20 protein-coding genes are annotated in these 22,655 nt (G+C 67.5%); 8 read left to right on the top strand and 12 right to left on the bottom strand.

Annotated elements, in window-relative coordinates; genetic code table 11:
• Positions 1 to 43: 43 nt before the first annotated feature.
• The 5 genes from glnA (NL241_RS21835) (at position 44) to NL241_RS21815 (ending at position 7,123) form a co-directional block, all read left to right on the top strand.
• A complete protein-coding gene (gene glnA, locus NL241_RS21835; RefSeq protein ID WP_487688025.1) occupies positions 44 to 1,384 on the top strand; it encodes a type I glutamate--ammonia ligase in 1,341 nt (446 codons plus the stop codon).
• A gap of 57 nt (positions 1,385 to 1,441) precedes the next feature.
• The gene (locus NL241_RS21830) at positions 1,442 to 4,450 is read left to right on the top strand and encodes a bifunctional [glutamine synthetase] adenylyltransferase/[glutamine synthetase]-adenylyl-L-tyrosine phosphorylase (protein ID WP_494395001.1); all 3,009 of its coding nucleotides are present in this window, start codon (positions 1,442 to 1,444) and stop codon (positions 4,448 to 4,450) included.
• A 116-nt stretch (positions 4,451 to 4,566) separates the two neighbouring features.
• Positions 4,567 to 5,553 (top strand): IS481 family transposase, encoded by a 987-nt coding sequence (locus NL241_RS21825; protein ID WP_494395000.1) that lies wholly within the window; start codon positions 4,567 to 4,569, stop codon positions 5,551 to 5,553.
• 77 nt (positions 5,554 to 5,630) lie between these two features.
• Positions 5,631 to 6,260 (top strand): PaaI family thioesterase, encoded by a 630-nt coding sequence (locus tag NL241_RS21820; RefSeq protein ID WP_494394999.1) that lies wholly within the window; start codon positions 5,631 to 5,633, stop codon positions 6,258 to 6,260.
• A 5-nt stretch (positions 6,261 to 6,265) separates the two neighbouring features.
• Positions 6,266 to 7,123, top strand: coding sequence for a TIGR03619 family F420-dependent LLM class oxidoreductase (locus NL241_RS21815; protein WP_494394998.1), 858 nt, complete (start codon positions 6,266 to 6,268; stop codon positions 7,121 to 7,123).
• A gap of 7 nt (positions 7,124 to 7,130) precedes the next feature.
• Here the strand turns inward: NL241_RS21815 and NL241_RS21810 are convergent, their stop codons facing one another.
• The 6 genes from NL241_RS21810 to glnA (NL241_RS21785) all read right to left on the bottom strand — a co-directional run bounded on the left by NL241_RS21810 (position 7,131) and on the right by glnA (NL241_RS21785) (position 12,101).
• A complete protein-coding gene (locus NL241_RS21810; protein WP_494394997.1) occupies positions 7,131 to 8,039 on the bottom strand; it encodes an NAD-dependent epimerase/dehydratase family protein in 909 nt (302 codons plus the stop codon).
• Between the two features lie 10 nt (positions 8,040 to 8,049).
• Entirely contained in the window at positions 8,050 to 9,201 is a 1,152-nt protein-coding gene (locus NL241_RS21805) for an acyl-CoA dehydrogenase family protein (protein WP_487688037.1), read from the bottom strand.
• Between the two features lies 1 nt (position 9,202).
• Positions 9,203 to 9,649 (bottom strand): DoxX family protein, encoded by a 447-nt coding sequence (locus tag NL241_RS21800; RefSeq protein ID WP_487688039.1) that lies wholly within the window; start codon positions 9,647 to 9,649, stop codon positions 9,203 to 9,205.
• 79 nt (positions 9,650 to 9,728) lie between these two features.
• Positions 9,729 to 10,160, bottom strand: a complete 432-nt coding sequence (dtd, locus tag NL241_RS21795; protein WP_487688041.1) for a D-aminoacyl-tRNA deacylase — start codon at positions 10,158 to 10,160, stop codon at positions 9,729 to 9,731.
• A 71-nt stretch (positions 10,161 to 10,231) separates the two neighbouring features.
• Positions 10,232 to 10,543 (bottom strand): DUF3303 domain-containing protein, encoded by a 312-nt coding sequence (locus tag NL241_RS21790; RefSeq protein ID WP_487688043.1) that lies wholly within the window; start codon positions 10,541 to 10,543, stop codon positions 10,232 to 10,234.
• A gap of 121 nt (positions 10,544 to 10,664) precedes the next feature.
• A complete protein-coding gene (gene glnA / locus NL241_RS21785) occupies positions 10,665 to 12,101 on the bottom strand; it encodes a type I glutamate--ammonia ligase (protein ID WP_487688045.1) in 1,437 nt (478 codons plus the stop codon).
• A 136-nt stretch (positions 12,102 to 12,237) separates the two neighbouring features.
• Here glnA (NL241_RS21785) and NL241_RS21780 point away from each other — a divergent pair, with 136 nt between their 5' ends.
• Complete coding sequence (locus NL241_RS21780; RefSeq protein WP_487688048.1) at positions 12,238 to 12,702, top strand: RDD family protein; 465 nt, start codon at positions 12,238 to 12,240, stop codon at positions 12,700 to 12,702.
• Positions 12,703 to 12,725: 23 nt separating this feature from the next.
• Here the strand turns inward: NL241_RS21780 and NL241_RS21775 are convergent, their stop codons facing one another.
• From NL241_RS21775 to sucB, 6 genes are all read right to left on the bottom strand, one after another.
• Positions 12,726 to 14,528 carry an amidohydrolase gene (locus NL241_RS21775; RefSeq protein WP_494394996.1) on the bottom strand — a complete coding sequence of 601 codons (1,803 nt, stop codon included), beginning with the start codon at positions 14,526 to 14,528 and terminating at the stop codon, positions 12,726 to 12,728.
• A gap of 183 nt (positions 14,529 to 14,711) precedes the next feature.
• Positions 14,712 to 15,464, bottom strand: coding sequence for a DUF4191 domain-containing protein (locus tag NL241_RS21770; RefSeq protein ID WP_487688053.1), 753 nt, complete (start codon positions 15,462 to 15,464; stop codon positions 14,712 to 14,714).
• Between the two features lie 5 nt (positions 15,465 to 15,469).
• Positions 15,470 to 16,426 (bottom strand): lipoyl synthase, encoded by a 957-nt coding sequence (gene lipA / locus NL241_RS21765; RefSeq protein WP_487688054.1) that lies wholly within the window; start codon positions 16,424 to 16,426, stop codon positions 15,470 to 15,472.
• Positions 16,423 to 17,130: a lipoyl(octanoyl) transferase LipB gene (gene lipB / locus NL241_RS21760; RefSeq protein WP_494398360.1), complete on the bottom strand. Its 708-nt coding sequence runs from the start codon at positions 17,128 to 17,130 to the stop codon at positions 16,423 to 16,425. Before lipB ends, lipA begins: the two co-directional genes overlap by 4 nt.
• Positions 17,131 to 17,137: 7 nt before the next feature.
• Complete coding sequence (locus NL241_RS21755) at positions 17,138 to 18,043, bottom strand: TIGR01777 family oxidoreductase (protein WP_494394995.1); 906 nt, start codon at positions 18,041 to 18,043, stop codon at positions 17,138 to 17,140.
• 18 nt (positions 18,044 to 18,061) lie between these two features.
• Complete coding sequence (gene sucB, locus NL241_RS21750; protein ID WP_494394994.1) at positions 18,062 to 19,840, bottom strand: 2-oxoglutarate dehydrogenase, E2 component, dihydrolipoamide succinyltransferase; 1,779 nt, start codon at positions 19,838 to 19,840, stop codon at positions 18,062 to 18,064.
• Positions 19,841 to 20,055: 215 nt separating this feature from the next.
• Here sucB and NL241_RS21745 point away from each other — a divergent pair, with 215 nt between their 5' ends.
• Together NL241_RS21745 and NL241_RS21740 are read left to right on the top strand one after the other, a co-directional pair.
• Positions 20,056 to 20,403 (top strand): oxidoreductase, encoded by a 348-nt coding sequence (locus NL241_RS21745; protein WP_487688061.1) that lies wholly within the window; start codon positions 20,056 to 20,058, stop codon positions 20,401 to 20,403.
• Between the two features lie 161 nt (positions 20,404 to 20,564).
• Positions 20,565 to 22,325 (top strand): SDR family oxidoreductase, encoded by a 1,761-nt coding sequence (locus NL241_RS21740; RefSeq protein WP_494394993.1) that lies wholly within the window; start codon positions 20,565 to 20,567, stop codon positions 22,323 to 22,325.
• The last annotated feature ends 330 nt before the right edge of the window (positions 22,326 to 22,655 follow it).

The following is a 22,655-nucleotide window of genomic DNA, read 5'->3' as shown; positions in this document are numbered from 1 at the left end:
CGCCGTAACACAGAGTTAACAGGTCTTGCATACGCTCGCCGTCATGGATCGCCAGAAGGAATTCGTGCTGCGCACATTGGAGGAACGGGACATCCGTTTTGTGCGGCTGTGGTTCACCGATGTGCTCGGATTCCTGAAGTCGGTGGCGATCGCGCCCGCCGAACTGGAAGGCGCTTTCGAAGAGGGCATCGGCTTCGACGGCTCGTCGATCGAAGGTTTTGCCCGCGTGTCCGAATCGGACACGGTGGCCCGGCCCGACCCGTCGACTTTCCAGGTGCTGCCCTGGACCACCAGCGGTGGAGATCACCACTCGGCGCGGATGTTCTGTGACATCACCATGCCCGACGGTTCACCGTCGTGGGCCGATTCGCGCCACGTGCTGCGCAGGCAGCTGGCCAAGGCCAGTGACCTGGGCTTCTCCTGCTACGTGCATCCGGAGATCGAGTTCTTCCTGCTGCAGCCCGGTCCCTACGACGGCAGCGTGCCGGTGCCCGCGGACAACGGCGGCTATTTCGACCAGGCCGTGCACGATTCGGCCCCCAACTTCCGGCGGCATGCCATCGATGCGCTGGAGCAGATGGGCATCTCGGTGGAGTTCAGCCACCACGAGGGTGCGCCGGGCCAGCAGGAGATCGACCTGCGCTACGCCGACGCCCTGTCGATGGCCGACAACGTGATGACCTTCCGGTACCTCGTCAAAGAGGTGGCCCTCGGCGAGGGAGTGCGTGCGTCGTTCATGCCCAAGCCCTTCGCGGAGTACCCGGGCTCGGCCATGCACACCCACATGAGCCTGTTCGAAGGCGAGACCAACGCCTTCCACAGCGCCGATGACCCGCTGCAGCTCTCCGACGTCGGCAAGTCGTTCATCGCCGGCATCCTCGAGCACGCCAGCGAGATCAGCGCCGTCACCAACCAGTGGGTGAACTCCTACAAGCGCCTGGTGCACGGTGGCGAGGCGCCCACAGCAGCCTCCTGGGGCGCCGCAAACCGCTCTGCACTGGTTCGTGTGCCGATGTACACGCCGAACAAGTCGTCCTCACGGCGCGTCGAGGTGCGCAGCCCCGACTCGGCCTGCAACCCGTACCTGACGTTCGCGGTGCTGCTGGCCGCCGGCCTGCGCGGGGTCGAAAAAGGTTACGTGCTGGGGCCGCAGGCCGAGGACAACGTGTGGAGCCTGACCGCTGAAGAACGGCGCGCCATGGGCTACCGCGAACTGCCCAACAGCCTCGGCAACGCCTTGGAGGCCATGGAAGGCTCCGAGCTGGTGGCCGAAGCCCTCGGCGAACACGTCTTCGACTTCTTCCTGCGCAACAAGCGCACCGAGTGGGAGACCTACCGCAGCACCGTCACCCCGTTCGAGTTGAAGACCTACCTCAGCCTGTAACGGCTCCCCGCCCGGCAGGATTGCCGAACCGAGGGGCGGTTGCGTTACCGTGCTGACGTGCCCGCGTCCAAACCTGCCTCGCAGCGCCCGAAGCTGCCCAGCGTAGGGCGGCTCGGCCTGCTGGAACGCACCGCGCAGTCCGACCTCACCCGCCTGGGCTGGGACACCGACGCACACATCGAGCTGCTGTGGTCGTTGTCGCGGGCTCCCGACGCCGACGCCGCGCTGCGTGCCCTGGTGCGACTGGCCGACGCCCTGGGCGCCGAGTGGGACGAACTCAACACCGCGCTGCTCAAAGACAAGGGACTGCGCGGCAGGCTGCTCGGGGTGCTCGGCTCGTCGCTGGCGCTCGGTGATCACCTGGTGGCCAACCCGAATGCGTGGCGGCTGCTGCAAGGCGCCACCCCGGGGCCGATCACGCTGCCGTCGGCCGACGAACTCAAGCGCACGTTCCTCGAGGCGGTGTCCCACGTCACCGCCCAAACCGCCCCGGCGACAGTGGTTCCCGTCCTGCGCACGCTGTACCGGGACCACCTGCTGGTACTCGCCGGCCTCGACGTCGCACCCACGGTGGAGAACGAACCGGTACTGCCGTTCCCGACCGTCGGCGCGCACCTGGCCGACATGGCCGACGCCGCGCTGACCGCCGCCCTGCATGTGGCGACCACCATCGTCTGCAAAGGCGACACCAAGCCACCGCGGCTGGCCGTCATCGCCATGGGCAAATGCGGTGCGCGGGAACTCAACTACGTCTCCGACGTCGACGTCATCTTCGTCGGTGAGACCGCGGACGGCACCGAGACGCGGGTGGCCGGGGAGATGATGCGGCTGGCGTCGGAAACCTTCTTCGAAGTGGATGCCGCCCTGCGGCCCGAAGGCAAACGCGGCCAGCTGGTGCGCACCCTGGAATCCCATATCGCCTACTACGAGCGCTGGGCCAAGACCTGGGAGTTCCAGGCCCTGCTGAAGGCCCGGCCCGCCGTCGGTGACGCCGAACTCGGCGAGCAGTACATGGCCGCGCTGATGCCGATGGTCTGGACGGCATGCGAGCGTGAGGATTTTGTGGTCGACGTGCAGGCCATGCGCCGCCGCGTCGTGGAACTGGTGCCCGCCGATGTGCGCAGCCGCGAGATCAAACTGGGCACCGGCGGGCTGCGTGACGTCGAATTCGCCGTGCAGCTCCTGCAATTGGTGCACGGCCGCAACGACGATTCGCTGCACGTCACCTCCACGGTGGACGCGCTCGCCGCGCTGGGTTCCGGAGGCTATGTCGGCCGCGACGACGCCGCCAACATGACAGCCTCCTACGAATTCCTGCGGCTGCTCGAGCACCGGCTGCAGCTGCAACGCCTCAAGCGCACCCACATGCTGCCCGCCCCCGACGACGACGAGGCACTGCGCTGGCTGGCCCGCGCCGCGCATGTCCGCCCCGACGGCCAGCACGACGCGCTGGGGGTGCTGCGCGAAGAGCTCAAGCGCCAGAGTGTGCGGGTCTCGCGTCTGCACGCCAAGCTGTTCTATCAGCCGCTGCTCGAATCCGTAGGCAACGCAGTCGATTTCGCTTCCGGTCTGAACAACGAGGGGATGTCCAGCGAGGCCGCCGAGCGGCAGCTGGCCGCACTCGGCTACCAGGCGCCGCGCAGCGCGCTGACCCACCTGGCGGCGCTGACCAGCCAGGGCGGCCGGCGGGCCCGGGTGCAGACCGTGCTGCTGCCGACCCTGCTGGACTGGCTTTCCGACACCCCCGATCCCGACGCCGGGCTGCTGGCCTACCGCCGGATCAGCGAGGCGCTGTCCGACGCGCGGTGGTACCTGTCCAGCCTGCGTGACGAGAGTGCGGTGGCCAAGCGGCTGATGCACGTCCTGGGCACCTCGGCGTACGTTCCCGATCTGCTGATGCGCGCCCCGGAGGTCATCCAGTCCTACGCCGACGGGCCCACCGGCCCCAAACTGCTCGACGTCGAACCCGAAGGCGTGGCACGTTCTCTGGTCGCTGCGGCGGGGCGGTACTCGGACCCGGTCAAGGCGATCGCCGCGGCGCGCACCCTGCGCCGGCGTGAACTGGCCCGCATCGCCTCGGCCGACCTGCTGGGCATGCTCGATGTGCGCGCGGTGTGCAAGGCACTCACGTCGGTGTGGGTGGCGGTCCTGCAGGCGGCGCTGGAAGCGGTGATCCGCGCCAACACGCCCGCCGACGGCATCATCCCGGCGAAGTTCGCCGTCATCGGCATGGGCCGGCTCGGCGGCGGTGAACTGGGCTACGGATCCGACGCCGACGTCATGTTCGTCTGCGAGCCCGTCGACGGGGTCGAGGAGAACCGGGCGGTCAAATGGTCGACGTCCATCGCCGAGCAGGTGCGGGCGCTGCTGAACACCCCGAGCGCCGACCCACCGCTGGAGGTGGACGCCAACCTGCGCCCGGAGGGGCGCAGCGGGCCGCTGGTGCGCACCCTGTCGTCCTATGCCGCCTACTACGACCAGTGGGCGCAGTCCTGGGAGGTCCAGGCGCTGCTGCGGGCCCACCCGGTGGCCGGTGACCTCGAGCTCGGGCACCGCTTCCTGCTGATGGCCGACAAGACCCGCTATCCGGCCGGAGGTGTCTCCGAGGCCGCGGTGCAGGAGATCCGGCGCATCAAGGCGCGTGTCGACGCCGAACGGCTGCCGCGCGGCGCGGACCCCAACACCCACACCAAGCTGGGCCGCGGCGGGCTGGCCGACATCGAGTGGACCGTGCAGCTGCTGCAGTTGCGGTTCGCCCACAAGATCCCGTCACTGCACAACACCTCGACGCTGGAATCGCTGGACGCCATCGGCGCCGCGGAGCTGATCGCCGAAGGTGACGTGGACCTGCTGCGGCAGGCGTGGCTGACCGCCACCCGTGCCCGCAGCGCGCTGGTGCTGGTGCGGGGCAAGCCCACCGACCAGCTGCCCGGGCCGGGCCGTCAACTCAATGCCGTGGCCGTGGCCGCCGGTTGGCACAACGACGACGGCAGCGAGTTCCTGGACAACTACCTGCGGGTGACCCGGCGGGCGAAGGCCGTCGTGCGCAAGGTCTTCGGGGGCTAGCTGTACTGACCACGGACGTTAGGTACGGATTACGGCGTGGCGTGGTGACATGAAGAAGACCTCCGAGTGAAGTGCGAGCTGTCTAAGGAACGCACCAACTCATCTCGGAGGTCTTCGTGTCCCACCGTAATGCCCCCTTGTCAGAAACCGGGCGTTTGCGCCTGGCTCGCTGCATCATCGAGGATGGCTGGTCGCTGCGACGAGCTGCCGAACGATTCCAGGTCGCCGTCACCACCGCCCAGCGCTGGGCGAAGCGCTACCGCGAGGAAGGGCCGGCCGGGATGGCCGATCGCAGCTCACGGCCCCACCGCAGCCCCAATCAGACCTCGACCCGGACCGAACGTCGCATCATCAAAGTCCGCGTCATCCGGCGTTGGGGCCCCGCCCGGATCGCCTACCACCTGAGCTTGAACGTCTCGACCGTGCACCGCGTTCTGACCCGCTACAAGCTGGCCAGGCTCTGCTGGCTGGACCGACCCACCGGGCGGGTCATTCGGCGGATGGAGTCCGCCGCTCCGGGTGATCTGGTGCATGTCGATGTCAAAAAGCTCGGCAAGATCCCGGCCGGCGGCGGGTGGCGGATGCTGGGCCGAAGTGCAGGTCGGCGCCACTCTCGGGCGGACAAACGCCACGGCACCGGAGCGGACAACGACGGACGGCGCGGCTATCACTTTCTGCACACCGCCATCGACGCGCACTCCCGGCTGGCCTATTCAGAGATCCTCAGCGACGAATGCAAAGAGACGGCTGCACAGTTCTGGCTACGTGCGCATTCCTGGTTCAACAAATGCGGCTTCACCGTACGGAAAGTATTGACCGACAACGGATCCTGCTACCGGTCTCAGACATTCCGAGACGCGCTCGGTGACATAGAACACCGCCGCACCCGACCCTACCGACCGCAGACCAACGGCAAGGTGGAGAGGTTTCATCGCACGTTGGCCGACGAATGGGCCTATGCGCGCCTCTACACCAGCGACGCCGAACGTTGCGCCGAGTTCCCGATCTGGCTACACCACTACAATCATCACCGCGGCCACACCGCACTCGCAGGTAACGCACCCGCCAGCCGCGTACCTAACCTCTCAGGTCAGTACAGCTAGCTCGGTCGCCGGGGAGGTAGGGCCGAGCTGAAGGGGTCGAGCACGTTTCGTAGAGCCCTCGATGATATGAAGATCGGGTGCGGTTCACTCACGATGCCACCAGCGACGACGAGTACGAGCGCCAGCGGGCGTACTTCGGACCGTTCACCGACGCGGTGCGCGACCTGCTGGACGCCACCATCCGAACCGAGGTCGGCGAGGACGCCATCCGGCAGGCGCAGGCCGCCATCGAGGCCGTGACCGCCACGTTGCGCACCCAGCAGATCGACGGCGCCTACGGCGTGCGGTTCAGCGCCGAAGGCCGCAGCCGGTCCTGGGGCAACCCGGTGATCGGGCTGCGTAACCCGATCGCCCCGCCGCTGGTCATCAGCCGCGACGAGCAGGACCGGTGTGTGGCCGAGTTCGAACTGGGCGCGGCCTACGAAGGTCCGCCGGGGCACGTGCACGGCGGCATGTCCGCGCTGGTGCTCGACCACATCCTCGGCGAGGCAGCCAGTGGGGGACTGACGAAGCCGAACTTCACCGGCACCATCTCGTGCCGCTACGTGCGCGCCACGCCGCTGGGCCGGCTGCGGGCCGAGGCCTACATCGACCGGGTCGAAGGCGTGAAGACCTACGCCCGCGGGTTCATCGCCGACGCCGACGGGGTGTGCGTGGAAGCCGAGGGTGTGTTCATCACCCCCGCTTGGGCGCGCGAGGTCAGCTGACCGGCATGCGGTTCTACGTCAGCGTCGCCTTCTTGGACACCCGGGAAGCCATCGAAGTCGCCAGGGCGGCAGACGAACTCGGTTATGACGGGATCGGCATCCCGGACCATGTGGTGAACCTGGAGAACCTGAAAACACCCTACCCGTACACCAAGGACGGCAAGCGCCGCTGGGAGGCATTCACCCACTGGCCCGACCCCTGGGTGATGATCGGGGCGATCGCGCTGGTGACCACTCGCGTGCGATTCGTCACCACGGTCTACATCCCGGCGATGCGCGATCCCTACTCCGCCGCCAAATCCATCGGCACCGCCGCGGTACTGGCCGGCGGGCGACTGGAACTCGGGGTGGGCGTCGGCTGGTGTGAAGACGAATTCGCGTTGCTGGGACAGCAATTCGAGCGCCGTGGCAAGCGCACCGACGAGATGCTGGAGTTGATGAAACAACTCTGGGCGCCCGGCTGGACCGAGTTCGACGGCGACTTCTACCCGACCCCGCGACTGGAGATGGAACCCACTCCGCCGCCCATCCCGATCTACGTCGGCGGCCTGTCGGACATCGCGTTGCGCCGCGCGGCGCGTCACGACGGCTGGATCGGCGACCTCATCACCACCGATCGGGCGCTGGAACGGGTGTCCCGGCTACGTGAGTTGCGCGCCGACAATGGCCTGTCCATGGATGATTTCACCGTCATCACTCCACTGACCGACGCCTTCACCTCCGAGCATTTTCAAGCTGCCGAGGCCGGCGGAATCCACGGCATCATCACCATGCCGTGGATGTACTACAGCGGAGCCGACGCCACCCTGGCCGAGAAGATCGACGGGATGAAACGCTTCCGCGCCGACATGGCGCTCGACTGAAGGGTTGTCACAACGCGGTGGCCATGGCGCGGTAGCCTTCCCACACACTCCGGTGGTGAGGCGTCCAGGTGGTGGCCGCGCGGAAGCGGGCATTGCTGACCCGCAGGGATCGCGTCATGGACGTGGCACGCTCACCCAGCAATGACGCCAACCGGCCGGGCGCCTCGAGCCATGCCGTCGCGCCGACCGCCTGCGCCATTGCCGCGCTGTTCTGCGCCGCGGTGACGGGCTCGTCATCGACGATGTTGTAGGTGCCGCCGGGGCAGTCGAGCGCCGCGACGACAGCCCCGGCCGCGTCGGCCAGATGGATCGATGACAGGTAGGAATCACGGGAGCCCATCCGGAACCCCAGGTGGCGCCGCGCGAGGTTCATGATCTGCTCGCTGTGCGCTGCGCCCGGTCCGTAGAACAAGCCGAAGCGCAATACCGTTGCGCTGCAGCCGGACTCGGCGAATCGCCGAGAGCTGGCTTCGGCGGCGTGATTGCCCGCGGAGATCGGATAGTGATCGACCGGCCAGTCCTCGTCGACCCACTGGGCGCCACCGTCGCGGTAGATCATCACCACGGACTCCTGAACCACCCTGGGCACCCCCGCCGCCAACGCCGCATCAACGAGAGTCGCCGACCCTTCGGTGCGGATTCGAGTGCATTCCCGCCACGCGGATTTCAGCATGAACCGCTGCGGAGGCGGCAGTGCCGAGGCCAGATTGACGGCGACGTCGTGCCCGCGCAATGCCGTGGTGAGCCCGGCGCGGTCGAACAGCGACACCTGCACGGCAGTGGCGCCCTGATGCCGGAGCGCATCGGCCTTGGCGGTGCTGCGGGCCATCGCCGTCACGGTGTGACCCGCTTCTAGCAGCGCCGGCACCGCATGACTCCCGATGGCGCCCGTGCCGCCGGTGACGAACACCCGCATAGCTTTTCCTTCACAGACTGCGCGCGATGATGTCCTTCATCACCTCGTTGGCGCCGGCGTAGATGCGCTGCACCCGGGCGTCCTCGTACATCCGGGCGATCAGGTACTCACGCATGTATCCGTAGCCGCCGTGCAACTGCACACACCGGTCGATCACCGCGCACTGCTGATCGGTGAGCCAGTATTTGGCCATCGCGGCTTCGGTGCCGTCGAGTTCCCCGCGCAGGTGGGCGTCGATGCAATGGTCGAGAAAGGTCCGTGACACCCGGGCCAGCGTGGTGCACTCGGCGAGTTCGAACGCCGTGTTCTGGAACTCGAACAGGCTGTGCCCGAACGCTTCCCGCGCCTTGGTGTAGGCGATGGTCTCGTCGACCGCACGTTCCATTCCGCCGACGGCCTGCGCACTGACGATCAACCGCTCCTGGGGCAGCTGGGCGATCATCTGACCGAAGCCCTTACCCTCCTGGCCGCCGAGCAGGTTGGCCACCGGCACCCGGACGTCGGTGAACGACTGCTCGGCGGTGTCGGCGCCGTGCATGCCGACCTTGTCGAGCACCCGGGTGACCTGATAGCCCGGTTCGTCGCGCAGGTCGACGATCAGCAGCGAGATACCGCGCGCGCCGGCCTTGGGATCGGTCTTGACGGCCAGCAACGACATGTCCGCGGAGCCGCCGTTGGTGATGAACGTCTTGGACCCGTTGACCACATAGTGATCACCGTCGCGAACGGCCGTGGTGCGGATGGCCTTCAGATCCGACCCGGCGCCCGGCTCGGTCATGCCGATGGAACCGAGCACTTCCCCGGTGGCCATCAGCGGCAGCCACGCGCGTTTCTGTTCTTCGCTGCCGTAGGCCAGCAGGTAGTGCGGGACGATCCCGCTGTGCACACCGATGCCCAGCGACAGATCACCGGCGTAACCCTGGGCGTCGAACACCGCGAGATCGTGCGCGAAAGTACCGTCCCCGCCGCCGTATTCGGCGGGGATCGAGCACAGCAGCAACCCGAGCTTGCCCGCCTCCAGCCACACCTCACGGTCGATGCGCCGCTGGGCATCCCACTTGTCGACCTTGGCCACGACCTCACGCTCGAAGAACCCGCGTGCGAGATCGAACAGAGCCCCCACCTCGTCGTCGTACCAGGACGGGGTGCGCTTGATCGTCATCTCAGCGGCGCCAGCCCCGCCGCGGGGTGCGGCCGGTCACGACACCGCCGCGGGCCACCCGGCGCGACTCGATGGCGTACCGGCCCGGGCCGGTGAAGACCAGCAGCAGGAAGGCGAAGCAGAACAGCACCGCCGGTTCGCCACCGTTGTTGATCGGCCAGAAACCGCCGGGCAGGTGCTGCCAGAAGAAGGCCACGGCCATGTGGCCGGAGGCGATGAACGCCGCTGGGCGAGTGAAGAACCCGACGGTCACCAGCGCCCCGGTCACCAGTTCGATGATGCCGGCCCACCAGTACGGCCAGGTCCCCACGGGCACCTGCGGGCCGCCGGGCCAACCGAACAACTTCGACGTGCCGTGGAGCAGGAACAGCAACCCCACGACGATGCGGAACAGACTCAAGACCGCAGGGGCCTGCGGGTCGAGGCGGGCGTTCAGGTTCTGGGTCATGCACCGACGATACTTTTCAGACCTTGGCCCGAAGGGAGTTTCCGGTCCTATCGTCGCCGGATCGCAACCCTTTGTGCACTCACAATTCGAGCAACACCGTCACCGGTCCGTCGTTCACCAGGGCCACCGACATCTCCGCACCGAACACCCCGGTCTCGACGCAGGCGCCGAGCCGGCGTAGCTCATCGGCGAACGCCGTCACCAACGGTTCGGCGACCGCGGCGGGCGCGGCGGCATTCCAGGACGGCCGCCGGCCCTTGACGGTATTGGCATACAGCGTGAACTGGCTGATCACCAGGATGGGCGCACCGATGTCGGCGGCGCTGCGCTCGTCGTCGAGAACCCGCAACTGCCAGAGCTTTTCGGCCATCCGCGCAGCCTTGGCCGGGTCATCGTCATGCGTGACACCCACCAAAGCCACCAAACCCTGCGTGTCAGGGTTGATGGCGCCGACCGCCTGCCCGTCGACGGTGACACTGGCCGACGTGACGCGCTGTAGCAACACCCGCATGCGGGCCAGTACAGCACATGGGCTCACCTCCCCGGGGTTCGTGCGTCACCCCGCCTCGGCGCCCGGCGTAGTCAGCTGATGGACTCGCGGAACGCCACCCCCTCCTGGGCAACACCCAGCCAATCGGAGTAATCCATGACCGGATGCACTTCGAATTCGTTCAACGGGCCGAACTTCGTCACGCCGTCGAGGACCTCGGCGGGATCGTCCGTTTCGACGACGGCGAAGCCGCCGGTGCCGTCGAGGCGGCCCAGGAACTGGTGGAAGGTGGTCTGCGATGGCATCTCGTACTTGCTGAACAGTTCGATGCCTCGGCGGGCGGCCTGCTCGTTCTCTCGCTCCGAACCGGTGAGCCTGGTCTTCCAGGCGATCACATACTTCATGACTCCTCCTCGGGGACTGACGCGAGCCAGTGTCCTCGGGCCGGCGGACCGTTTCGGAGGTTCGAACCAGAAATACAAAAATGCCCCGTCCTGCAGGACGGGGCATCTTCGCTCAACGTGATTACACGTCGTAGTACAGCGAGAACTCGTACGGGTGCGGACGGATCTGCACCGGCAGGATCTCGTTCTCCCGCTTGTAGGAGATGTAGGTCTCGATGAGATCCTCGGTGAACACGCCACCCTCGGTGAGGTACTCGTGATCCTCTTCGAGCTTGTCGATGACGGCCGACAGCGAGGTCGGGGCCTGCGGGATCGCGGCGGCCTCGTCCGGCGGCAGCTCGTAGAGGTCCTTGTCGACCGGGGTCAGCGGCTCGATCTTCTTCTTGATGCCGTCGATACCGGCCATCAGCATGGCCGCGAACGCCAGGTACGGGTTGCCCGAGCTGTCCGGGCAACGGAACTCGAGGCGCTTGGCCTTCGGGTTGTTGCCGGTGATCGGGATACGAACGCAGGCCGACCGGTTGCGCTGGCTGTAGACCAGGTTGATCGGAGCCTCGTAACCCGGCACCAGACGCTTGTAGGAGTTCACCGTTGCGTTGGTGAACGCCAGCAGCGACGGCGCGTGGTGCAGGATGCCGCCGATGTAGTGGCGGGCGATGTCCGACAGACCCGCGTAGCCGGCCTCGTCGTGGAACAGCGGCTTGCCGTCCTTCCACAGCGACTGGTGGGCGTGCATGCCCGAGCCGTTGTCGCCGAACAGCGGCTTCGGCATGAACGTGACGGTCTTGCCGTTGGCCCACGCGGTGTTCTTGATGATGTATTTGAACAGCAACACATCGTCGGCCGCGTGCAGCAGCGTGTTGAACTTGTAGTTGATCTCGGCCTGGCCGGCGGTGCCCACCTCGTGGTGGCCGCGCTCCAGGACGAAGCCGGCGTTCTGCAGGTTGGTGGCCATCTCGTCGCGCAGATCCACGTAGTGGTCATACGGAGCAACGGGGAAGTAGCCACCCTTGGGGCGCACCTTGTAACCGCGGTTGGCGCTGCCGTCGGCCTCGAAGGGCTCGCCGGTGTTCCACCAGCCCGACTCCGAGTCCACCTCGTAGAAGGTGCCGTTGATCTTGGAGTCGAAGGACACCGAGTCGAAGATGTAGAACTCGGCCTCGGCGCCGAAGAAGCAGGTGTCGGCGATACCGGTGCTGGTCAGGTAGTTCTCCGCCTTGCGGGCCACGTTGCGCGGGTCACGCGAGTAGGCCTCACGGGTGAACGGATCGTGGACGAAGAAGTTGAGGTTCAGCGTCTTCGCGGCCCGGAACGGGTCGATGCGCGCCGTCGCGGGATCCGGCAGCAGCATCATGTCGGATTCGTGAATCGACTGGAAGCCGCGCACCGACGAACCGTCGAACGCCAGACCGTCCTCGAAGACGCTCTCGTCGAACGCCGAGGCCGGGATCGAGAAGTGCTGGACTGCACCGGGCAGATCGCAGAACCGGACGTCGACGTACTCAACGTTTTCGTCTTTGATTTGCTTGAAGATGTCGTCAGCAGTCTTTTCTGCCACTTACTGCTCCTTCGTGTGCTCGTGTAGGCACAGTTGTGAATTAACCCGCGGCTGACGGTATGGAGCCGATGTTGCACGCCAGTCAACCGCATGTTGCGTGGACGTTACGCAATCAATCTCACCCTATGCTGGCTGCATGGCTCGCGCGCTGTCGTCCTGGCTTTCCGGCCCCGAACCTGCGGACTCCGGACACCAGTCCGCGTACCCGGGTGAAGCGTTCGGTTTGCCTGAATCCGGGCCACGATCCATCGCCCGCTCAGGCCGCCGGTTCGCCGCACTTCTGGTGGACTGGCTGATCGCCTACGGACTCGCCGGCCTGGCCATCAGCCTGGGCCTGTTCTCCCTGGCCTGGCTGTCGACAGCGGTGCTGGTGATCTGGCTGCTGCTCGGCGCGATCTCGGTGCGGTTGTTCAGCTTCACTCCGGGACAGTTCGCGCTGGGGCTGATGGTGGTGTCCATCGACAACCGTATGCATGTCGGGTTCGGTCGCGCGTTGTCGCGTGGGCTGCTGCTGTCGCTGGTGATCCCGGCGCTGTTCATGGACAGCGACAGCCGCGGCATGCAGGACAAGTTCACCTTCACCGCCGTGGTGCGGAGATGACGTGGACGGAGACGCCACAGCCGTCAGACTTCGTGCCGGATCTGGCCGTTCATCAGCGTCATCATCACGTTGGCCGTATGAATGTCGTGCGGATCGATGTCGAAGATGTTCTTCTCCAGGACGATGAGATCGGCGAGCTTGCCCACCTCGACTGAGCCCACCCGGTCGTCGAGCCGGATCTGGTAGGCCGCACCCAGGGTGTTGGCGTGCACCGCCTCGGCGACCGTCAGCTTCTGATCGGCCGGAGCCAGCACCGCCGCGCCGCTGTCGCCGATGAGCTGACGTGTCACCCCGATCTGGATGGAGTCCAGCGGCTTGTAGGTGGAGAAGTAGCCCGCCGCGGGCCAGTCGGTCCCCAGTGAGATCCGGCCGCCGGAGCGCAGCACCTCCTGCGGCCGGTACATCAGGTCCTTGCGCGGCGATCCGTAGCGGGCCGCCATGTTCTCCAGGGTGTCCGGGTCGGCCGACATCCAGTTCGCGGAGAACTGTGCGACGACACCGAGTTCGCCGAAGCGGGGATTGTCGCTGTCCTCGACGTAGACCAGGTGGGCGATGGTGTTGCGGCGGTCGCGGGCGGGGTTGGCGGCGATGGCACGTTCGATGGCGTCGAGGCCCACCCGCGCGGTCCGTTCACCGCAGGCGTGGACATGCACATCGAAACCGGCGGCGTCGATGTCGCCCACCAGCTGGTGCCACTGCTCTTCGGTGAAGGGGGAGCCGCCGGTGGAATCCGGCTTGTCGGCGTAGGGCTCGATCAGCCACGCGGTGTAGCCGCCCTGAGTGCCGTCACCGATGATCTTGACGACATCCACCGACACCAGGTCACCGGAGATCTCGCTGCGGACCCGGCGGAAGTTCTCCACCGTGCCGTCGATGGGGGCGGTGCGCACCGAATACGACGCCACCACCCGGAACGGCAGCTCACCGCTGCGCTCGACGTCGGTGTAGAGGCGCAGAATCGAGGCCTGGTCGTCGCCGATGGGCGGCACCCCGGCGTCGAACACCGAGGTGATGCCCGCCGCCGACGCCTTCGGCAGCCAGCCCCGCATGAGCGTGCCCATGGTGTCCGGTGAGATGGGCTCGACGGCGTTGACCAGCCCCAGCACCGCGTTGACCTCGAGGATGTAGCCGGTCGGGTCGCCGCCGGCGTCCCGCGCGTAATAGCTGAAACCCGGGATCGGGTCCGGGGTGTCGCGGTTGACCCCGGCCATCTCGAGAGCCTTGCTGTTGGCCCACAGGCTGTGCCCGTCGATGGCGAAGAAGAAGCCCGGACGGTCCGGCAGCACAGTGTCCAGGTCGGCGCGGGTGGGGCCGTCGGGACCGAACATGTCCACCCGCCACCCGAAGCCGCGGACCGGGCCATCGGGATGCTGCCGCGCATAGTCGGCGATGGCGGCCTGGGCATCGGCCAGCGTCGGCACCTGCAGATCGACGCCGGAGGTCAGGAACGAACCCAGGAACGGATGCGTGTGGCCCTCGACGAAGCCCGGCATCAACAGCCGCCCGTTCAGGTCGACGATGCGGGTGTTCGGGCCGGCCAGCGCCATGGCGCCGGCCTCGTCGCCCACGAAGCTGATGGTGTTTCCGGTGACGGCCACCGCCTGCGCCCACGGGGTGGGGCCGGCGACGGTGTAGACGGGCCCGTTGCGGAAGACGAGATCCGCGGGACCGGCTGGGGGCGCCGCCTGCGCGGACGGTGTCGCCACCGTGGCGCCCAGGGCGCCTGCGGTCATGGCGGCAGCCGCGCGCAAAGCCGAACGACGGCTGAAGGTGACGTCGCGTCCGTACGCGGCAAAATGGGGTGCCCACTCACACGCAGTGCACATAGCCGAGCCTCTCCGACGCGCTCATCCGCCGAATGGCCAGCACCTGTCTGCGTCGCGCGAATTATCGCGGGCGCAAATCAGATTCACAAGTGCAACACGCTGAGATCGGGCGCGGCCGAACGGAATTCGCGAAGCCCGGCACCGGCGCTGCGTCTACAAGGGCCGACGCGCCGTGTCACGGCGTCAGCGACGCTGAACCTTGCGCTGCACACCGCGAAGCTTCGCGGCGTTGGGCAGCGGCCCCTTGGGCATGGCGGCCGGGCCCATCTTGGTGCCGAGCGCCACCAGACGCGACTCCAGCGAGTCCATCTGTTTGACGTTGATGTTGGCCGGCAGCTTGTTGAGGTGGCGTTCCAGCTTGGCCAGCGGCACCTCGCCCTCGCCGTTGCCGACGATGATGTCGTAGATCGGCACGTCGCCCACCAGGCGGGCGGTGCGCTTCTTCTCCTGGGCCAGCAGCGGCTTGACCCGCGCCGGGGTACCTTCGCCCACGAAGATCACACCCGGCCGGCCGATCACGCGGTGCACGGCGTCGAAATGCCCCGTCGCGGCCACGCCCGGCGTCACGCGCCAACGGCCACGGAGGTTGTCCAGTGCCCACGCCGCGGCGCCGGTCTGGCCCTCGGCCTTGCGGTACACCGACTTCTGCGCGCGGCGGCCGAAAATGATGAACGCGACCAGCGCGCCGAGCACGATGCCCAGCGGAATCAGCATGTACATGGTGAACCCGCCGATGGCGATGCCCGCGGCCACCGACAGCGCCACGATCAGCACAAATGCGCCGATCATGTAGGGCAGCAGACGCTTGTCTTCCTTGCGCTGCATCTGGAAGGCCTGCCACAGCTGGCTCCGACGCTGCTTGGACGCAGCCTTGCGGGCGGCCTTCGCCTGGGCCTTCGCCTCTTTGGCCTGGGCGGAGTTACGGGATTTCGCCATAGCTCTCAGGATACGGCGGCAGGGGAGGTGCTGATACCACCCCGGCGCTTCTCGGCTGCCTGCTGATACAGGCGCCCGGCCCGGTACGACGAGCGCACCAACGGGCCCGCGAGCACTCCGGCGAACCCGATGCCCTCCGCGTACGCGGCGTGCTCGACGAATTCCTCCGGCTTGACCCACCGTTCCACCGGGTGGTGCCGGGCCGACGGCCGCAGGTACTGCGTGATGGTGATCAGGTCGCAGCCCGCGTTGTGCAGGTCGTCCAAGGCGGTGCGCACCTCGTCCGGGGTCTCACCCATGCCGAGGATCAGGTTGGACTTGGTCACCAGGCCGAAGTCGCGGGCGGCCGTGATGACGTCCAGGCTGCGCTGGTAGCGGAACGCCGGCCGGATGCGCTTGAAGATGCGCGGCACGGTCTCGACGTTGTGCGCCAACACTTCCGGCCGCGACTCGAAGACCTCTTCGAGCTGCTCGGGGACGGCGTTGAAATCCGGGATCAGCAGCTCCACGCCGGTACCGGGGTTGAGCTTCTTGATGTAGCGGACGGTCTCGGCATACAGCCAGGCGCCGCCGTCGGGCAGGTCGTCACGGGCGACACCGGTGACGGTCGAGTACCGCAGCCCCATGGCCTGCACGCTTTCCGCAACCCGGCGGGGCTCGTCACGGTCCAGATCAGCCGGTTTGCCGGTGTCGATCTGGCAGAAATCGCAGCGCCGCGTGCACTGTTCACCACCGATGAGGAACGTGGCTTCGCGGTCTTCCCAGCATTCATAGATGTTGGGGCAGCCGGCTTCTTCACACACCGTGTGCAGGCCCTCGCGCTTCACCAGGCCCTTCAGCTCGGTGTACTCGGGCCCCATCTTGGCGCGGGTCTTGATCCAGGGTGGTTTGCGCTCGATCGGTGTCTGCGCATTGCGCACTTCGAGCCGCAGCAGCTTCCGACCTTCTGGAACGACACTCACTGGGTCGATCCTACGCTCGCCGCAGGGGCGGACACGTGTTCGCGGACAGGCAGAACACCGTCGAGTGCGTCACACACCACAGTGCCCACCCGCTCGCGGACTTCGGCCACCCGGACCTGCCGGCCCAGCTCGGCAGACAGCGACGTCACCCCGGCATCGGTGATGCCGCAGGGGATGATGCCGGCGAACGAGCCCAGGTCGCAGTCGCAGTTCAGGGCGAACCCGTGCAGCGTGACCGCACGGGACACGCGGATGCCGATGGCGCCGATCTTGCGGGCCGGTCGGAGGCCGTCCTCCGGTAGCCACACCCCGGAGCGGCCCTCGACCCGGCCGGCGTCCAGACCGAAATCGGTGCAGACCGTGATGAGGGCTTCCTCCAGGCGCCGAACGAAATTCACCACGTCCAGGGGCTCGGCCAGGCCGATGATCGGATAACCGACCAACTGGCCCGGACCGTGCCAGGTGATCTTGCCGCCGCGATCGGTGTCGACCACCGGGGTGCCGTCCCGCGGCCGTTCATGGTCTTCGGTGCGCCGTCCCGCGGTGTACACCGACGGGTGCTCCAGCAGCAACAGCGTGTCTGGGCCGCCGGCCACGCGCGCGTCGGCGAGCTCGCGTTGCCTGTCCCACGCCGCCACATAGTCCAGCGTGCCGAGCTGACGGACATCGACCGGAGCGGTGCTGGATCTGATGGAACTCATGATGGCCAAATTACGCCCGTTCGCTGGTGACGTAGCTCAGCGCTTCGCCGAGCGTTTGATGGTGGAACTGAAACCCGGCCCGTTCCAGCGCCGCCGGGATGGCGCGCTGCCCGATCAGCAGCCCCTCCTGCGCGAACTCCCCGAGCAGGGCCTTGATGGCGAAACCCGGCGCGATCAGCGGAGTGGGGCGGTTGAGGGCCCGGCCCACCGCGGTGGTGAATTCGGCGTTGGTCACCGGAGCCGGTCCGGTGAGGTTCACCGGACCGGTCAGCTCGTCGTGGAAGATGGCGAACAACAGCGCGCGCACCTCGTCTTCGAGGCTGATCCACGGCATGTACTGCCGCCCGCTGCCCAGCCGCGCACCCAGCCCGAGGGAGAACAGCGGTTTGAGCCGGCCGAGCATGCCGCCGGCGGGGGAGAGCACCAGCCCCGAACGCACGTGCACCACCCGCGCCCCCGCGGCCTCGGCGGCGACCGTCGCCGCCTCCCAGTCGATGCACAGCCGGGCCAAGAAACCCGTACCCGGGCCGCTGGTCTCGTCGACCACGCGGTCCCGGGTGTCGCCGTAATAACCGAGCGCGCTGGCGTTGACCAGCGTCGGTACGCCGGCGTCGGCCACGGCCGCTGCCAACACCTCCGTCGGGGCGATCCGGCTGTCGCGCAGGCTCTGCTTGAACGCACCCGACCAACGGCCGCCGCCGACGTTGACCCCGCACAGGTTCACCACCGCGTCCACGCCGATCAGTCCACTCGGGTCGAACTCCCCGGTGTCCGGATTCCAGTGCAGCTCATCGGGATTCGACGGCGCCCTGCGCACGATGCGCACCGCCCGGTGATCGGTCGCGCGCAGGGCGTAGACCAGAGCCGAACCGATCAGGCCGGACGAACCGGCGACGGCGACCGTGGCAGTGCTCATGGCGGCCCAGTGGCCTTTCTACAGACCCAGATCGGCCTCGAACGCACCCTCTTCGAGGCGACGCTTGACCGTCGTCAGGAAGCGTCCCGCGTCGGCGCCGTCGATGAGGCGGTGATCGTAGGTCAGCGGCAGGTAGGACACCGAGCGGATGCCGATGGACTCGTTGCCGAACTCGTCGACGATCACCCGCGGCCGCTTCACGATGGCACCGGTGCCCAGCATCGCCGCCTGCGGCGGAACCAGGATCGGGGTGTCGAACAGCGCGCCCTCACTACCGATGTTGGTGATGGTGAAGGTGCCACCGGACAGCTCGTCGGGCTTGAGGTTGCCCGAGCGGGCCCGGCCGGCGATGTCCTTGATGGCCCGCGCCAGGCCGGCCAGCGACAGGTCGCCGGCGTTGTGCACCACCGGTGAGAGCAGGCCCTGCTCGGTGTCCACCGCGAAGCCGAGGTGCTCGGCGTCGTAGTAGGTGATCTCCTTGCTGTCCTCGTTGTAGCTGGCGTTGACGTTCGGGTGCGCCTTCAACGCGTCGATCACCGCGCGCGCGATGAACGGCAGGTACGTCAGGTTCACGCCCTCGCGCTCGGAGAAGCTCTTCTTGGCCTTGGCCCGCAGCGCCACGATCTTGGTCATGTCGACCTCGTGGACCTGCGTCAGTTGCGCGGTGGTCTGCAGCGACTCACGCGTCTTCTTGGCCGTGATCTGGCGGATCCGGTTGGCCTTCTGCGTGGTGCCGCGCAGATGCGCGAGCGGGCTCTCGGCGGGAGCCTTGGCGGCGGGCGCAGCAGGCTTCTCCGCTGCAGCGGCGGGCTGCTCGGCCGGCTTCTTGGCAGCGTCGGCCGCAGCCAGCACGTCCTGCTTACGGATGCGGCCACCTACGCCGGTGCCCTTCACCGACGCCAGGTCGACGTTGTTCTCGGCGGCCAGCTTGCGGACCAGCGGGGTGACGTACGGGCTGCCGTCACCGGACGGCTCCGCTGCGGGTTCGGGCTTGGTCTCTTGCTTGGGTTCGGGCTTGGGCTCGGGTTTCGGTTCCGGCTTCGGCTCCGGCTTGGTCTCTTGCTTGGGTTCGGGCTTGGCCTCTTGCTTGGGCTCGGGCTTGGGTTCCGGCTTGGCCTCTTGCTTGGGCTCGGGCTTGGGTTCCGGTTTGGCCGCCGCAGCGGCGCCCTTGTCGCCGATCTTGGCCAGCTCGCCACCGACGGCCACGGTGTCGTCTTCTTCGGCGGTGATGCTCAGCAGGGTGCCTGCCACCGGCGACGGGATCTCGGTGTCGACCTTGTCGGTGGATACCTCGACCAGCGGCTCGTCTACCTCGACCGAATCGCCGACGCTCTTGAGCCAGCGCGTCACGGTGCCTTCGGTGACCGATTCGCCGAGCTCGGGCATGGTCACCGAGGTGCCTTCGCCACCACCCGACGACTGCTGCGAGGGCTCCGGCTCCGGCTCCGGCTCAGGTTCGGGTTCCGGTTCGGCCTGCGCCTCGGGCTCGGGCTCCGGCGCTGCTTCTTCGCTGGGGGCGGCCTCGGGCTCGGTGGTACCGCCCGTGCTGTCGCCTTCTTCGGCGTCGCCGATGACTGCCAGCTCGCCGCCGACCTCGACCGTGTCATCCTCCTGCGCCACGATCTTGGTGAGCACGCCTGCCGCCGGGGAGGGGATCTCGGTGTCGACCTTGTCGGTGGAAACCTCGAGCAGTGGCTCGTCGACTTCGACGGTGTCACCTTCTTGTTTCAACCAGCGGGTGACAGTCCCCTCGGTGACGCTCTCACCGAGTGCGGGCATCTGGACTGAAACGGCCATCCTGTTGACTCCTCGAAGGTCAGTCGTTGTTCGACTTACGAGCGGTTCGAGTTCCGGCTTACCACAACGTCGTGTACCGGTTCAGAAACCAGTTGCATTTTGTGCTGGACCATCCTTTCACTCTCGGCGGATACGCATGCACGCAGGGTTGCTCGGAGCTCTGGCACTATCGAAGTGAGAGTGAACTCGGCCGACAAGCAAGGAGCGAACCGGAGTTGGGATTGTTCGACAGGTTCCGGCGCGGCGGCGGCGCGCGCGGCGCCGATCCCGCAGCTGACCTGCGGTACATGCGCGAGTGGGTGGCCACTCACACCGGTGTGGAAGCGTTCGTCGAACCCAAGACGACGGTCACCGAGCTAACTGTGGTGCTGGTCGCCAACGACGGGGAGTGGACGCGCAGGCGCGTCGGCGGCGAGAAGGGCGCCCGCCGGCTGTCCGATCAGCTGAAGATCCCGGTGTACGACGTGCAGAAAGTCGGCTACCCGCAACGCATGCGCGACCACGACGCCCGCCGGCGGATCGAGCGGCGCCGGGCGCTGCGCGACGAACTGGCCGAGGACTGACTGGGCGACGAGGCGGCGAGGGACGAGCCGGGGAGGAGAGCCAGGCAGCAGGGGGACTGACTGGGCGACGAGGCGGCGAGGGACGAGCCGGGGAGGAGAGCCAGGCAGCAGGGGGACTGACTGGTCTTGATTCCGGTACCGGCGGTATGAGGTACTGAGCCATGGCATCAGCTCCCACATTCGTCGACAGCACCGACGGCGTCCGGATCGCCGCCTACGAAGAAGGCAACCCCGACGGGCCCACCCTGGTGCTCGCGCACGGCTGGCCGGACTCGCACGTGCTCTGGGATGGCGTGGTGCCGCTGCTCGCCGAGAAGTTCCGCATCATCCGCTACGACAACCGCGGCGTCGGCGGGTCGTCGGTGCCCAAGCCGGTCCGGGCCTACCGGATGGAGCGCTTCGCCGACGACCTCGAAGCAGTCCTCACCACGCTCAGTCCCGGCGAACCGGTCCACATCCTCGGCCATGACTGGGGTTCGATCGCGACCTGGGAGTACCTCAGCCGGCCCGGCGCCGCCGACCGGGTGGCGTCCTTCACGTCGGTCTCCGGTCCCAGTACCGACCATTACAAGGCCGGCATCCTCCGGGCGCTGGCGCGGCCGTACCGGCCGGTGCTGTTCCTGCATGCGCTGGAGCACGCGCTGCGGTTGACCTACATGATCCCGCTGTCGATCCCGGTGCTGGCCCCGGTGGTGATGCGGGCGTTGTTCTCCGGCGGGCGCGGCAAGGTTCTGCTGACCGACGGCGTGCCGACCGCGCAGCGGTTCCGAAGTGATTCTGTGGCAACGGATCTGGCGAACTCGCTGAAGATCTACCGGGCGATGACCAGCCGCTCGCCACGGCAGTACCGCCGCGACCACTATGTGGGTGTGCCGGTGCAGTTGATCGTCAACCGCCGTGACCCGGTGGTCCGGCCGCACGGTCTCGACGGTGTGTCCCAATGGGTGCCGCGGCTGTGGCGCCGCGACATCAACGCCGGGCATTGGGCGCCGATGTCGCACCCGCAGGTGCTGGCGCAGGCCGTCACCGAACTGGTCGACCACCTGGACGGGGCGCCCGCCAAGCGAGGGCTGCTGCGCGCGCAGGTGGGCCGGCCCCGTGCCCCGTTCGGTGACACCCTGGTGTCGGTGAACGGCGCGGGCAGCGGGATCGGGCGTGCTACGGCCGTCGCGTTCGCTGCCCAGGGCGCCGAGGTGGTGGTCAGCGACATCAACGAGGACGTCGTCAAGGAGACCGCCGCGCAGATAGCCGCGGCCGGCGGTATCGCACACGCCTACGTGGTCGACGTCTCCGATGCGGACGCAGTCGAGCGGTTCGCCGCCGAGGTCTGCGCCGAGCACGGCGTCCCCGATGTGGTGGTGAACAACGCCGGCATCGGACAGGCGGGCGATTTCCTGGACACCCCGGCCGAGCAGTTCGACCGGGTGCTCGATGTCAACCTCGGCGGTGTGGTCAACGGCTGCCGTGCCTTCGCCCGCCGCCTCGTCGAGCGCGGCACCGGCGGGCACATCATCAACGTCGCCTCCATGGCCGCGTACGCACCGCTGCAGGGGATGAACGCCTACTGCACCAGCAAGGCCGCGGTCTACATGTTCTCCGACTGTCTGCGCGCCGAATTGAGCTCTGCCGGAATCGGTTTGACCACCATTTGCCCGGGTGTCGTCAACACCGACATCGTGCGTACCACCCGCTTCGACGTGCCCGCCGACAAGGAGGACGCGGCCGCCGCGGCCCAGGCCCGCGCCCAGAAGGCCTTCGCCGCACGCCGCTACGGGCCCGAGAAGGTGGCCGCCGCGATCCTGGACTCGGTGCGCAAGAACACCGCCGTCCGTCCCGTCACCCCGGAGGCCCACCTGGTCTACGGGGTGTCGCGGGTGGCGCCACAGATTCTGCGCAGCACCGCCCGCGGCAAGGTGGTGTGACATGGGTGCGCCTGACGTGCACGTCGGCTCAGTGCCGAGTAGTGCGCAGCGGAGGCATGAAGTGGCAGTTCGGGGTGGCAGCGCACCGTCGGCCATCGGAACGTCATTGCGCTAGTTCACCTTTGGCCGTTTCGGTCAGCTTGAACAGATACCTCGCCGGGTTGTGTGAGTGCGTCGATTCGTGGCTGGGCAACTGGCGGCCCTTCCCGCCGGACATGCTTGTTGAAGTGGGGGAACACGGGTGTTGCCTTGCGTCAAGGCCCGTGGTGTCGGGTTGTGGATGAAGTGCTGACTGTGGATAAGTAGGCGCTTGTCGTGGTGGATTGCCTT

Source organism: Mycolicibacterium sp. SMGY-1XX (assembly GCF_059132455.1).
The sequence above is the reverse complement of the archived record's forward strand: the minus strand, read 5'-3'. Positions and strand labels throughout refer to the sequence as shown.

What these genes read in the sequence shown, in the direction of transcription:
- glnA (WP_487688025.1), top strand. Translation starts at nt 44, where the DNA reads ATGGATCGCCAGAAGGAATTCGTGCTGCGCACATTGGAGGAACGGGAC.
- NL241_RS21815 (WP_494394998.1), top strand. Translation starts at nt 6,266, where the DNA reads ATGCGGTTCTACGTCAGCGTCGCCTTCTTGGACACCCGGGAAGCCATC.
- NL241_RS21810 (WP_494394997.1), bottom strand. Translation starts at nt 8,039, where the DNA reads ATGCGGGTGTTCGTCACCGGCGGCACGGGCGCCATCGGGAGTCATGCG.
- NL241_RS21805 (WP_487688037.1), bottom strand. Translation starts at nt 9,201, where the DNA reads ATGACGATCAAGCGCACCCCGTCCTGGTACGACGACGAGGTGGGGGCT.
- NL241_RS21800 (WP_487688039.1), bottom strand. Translation starts at nt 9,649, where the DNA reads ATGACCCAGAACCTGAACGCCCGCCTCGACCCGCAGGCCCCTGCGGTC.
- dtd (WP_487688041.1), bottom strand. Translation starts at nt 10,160, where the DNA reads ATGCGGGTGTTGCTACAGCGCGTCACGTCGGCCAGTGTCACCGTCGAC.
- NL241_RS21790 (WP_487688043.1), bottom strand. Translation starts at nt 10,543, where the DNA reads ATGAAGTATGTGATCGCCTGGAAGACCAGGCTCACCGGTTCGGAGCGA.
- NL241_RS21780 (WP_487688048.1), top strand. Translation starts at nt 12,238, where the DNA reads ATGGCTCGCGCGCTGTCGTCCTGGCTTTCCGGCCCCGAACCTGCGGAC.
- NL241_RS21775 (WP_494394996.1), bottom strand. Translation starts at nt 14,528, where the DNA reads ATGTGCACTGCGTGTGAGTGGGCACCCCATTTTGCCGCGTACGGACGC.
- NL241_RS21770 (WP_487688053.1), bottom strand. Translation starts at nt 15,464, where the DNA reads ATGGCGAAATCCCGTAACTCCGCCCAGGCCAAAGAGGCGAAGGCCCAG.
- NL241_RS21755 (WP_494394995.1), bottom strand. Translation starts at nt 18,043, where the DNA reads ATGAGCACTGCCACGGTCGCCGTCGCCGGTTCGTCCGGCCTGATCGGT.
- sucB (WP_494394994.1), bottom strand. Translation starts at nt 19,840, where the DNA reads ATGGCCGTTTCAGTCCAGATGCCCGCACTCGGTGAGAGCGTCACCGAG.
- NL241_RS21740 (WP_494394993.1), top strand. Translation starts at nt 20,565, where the DNA reads ATGGCATCAGCTCCCACATTCGTCGACAGCACCGACGGCGTCCGGATC.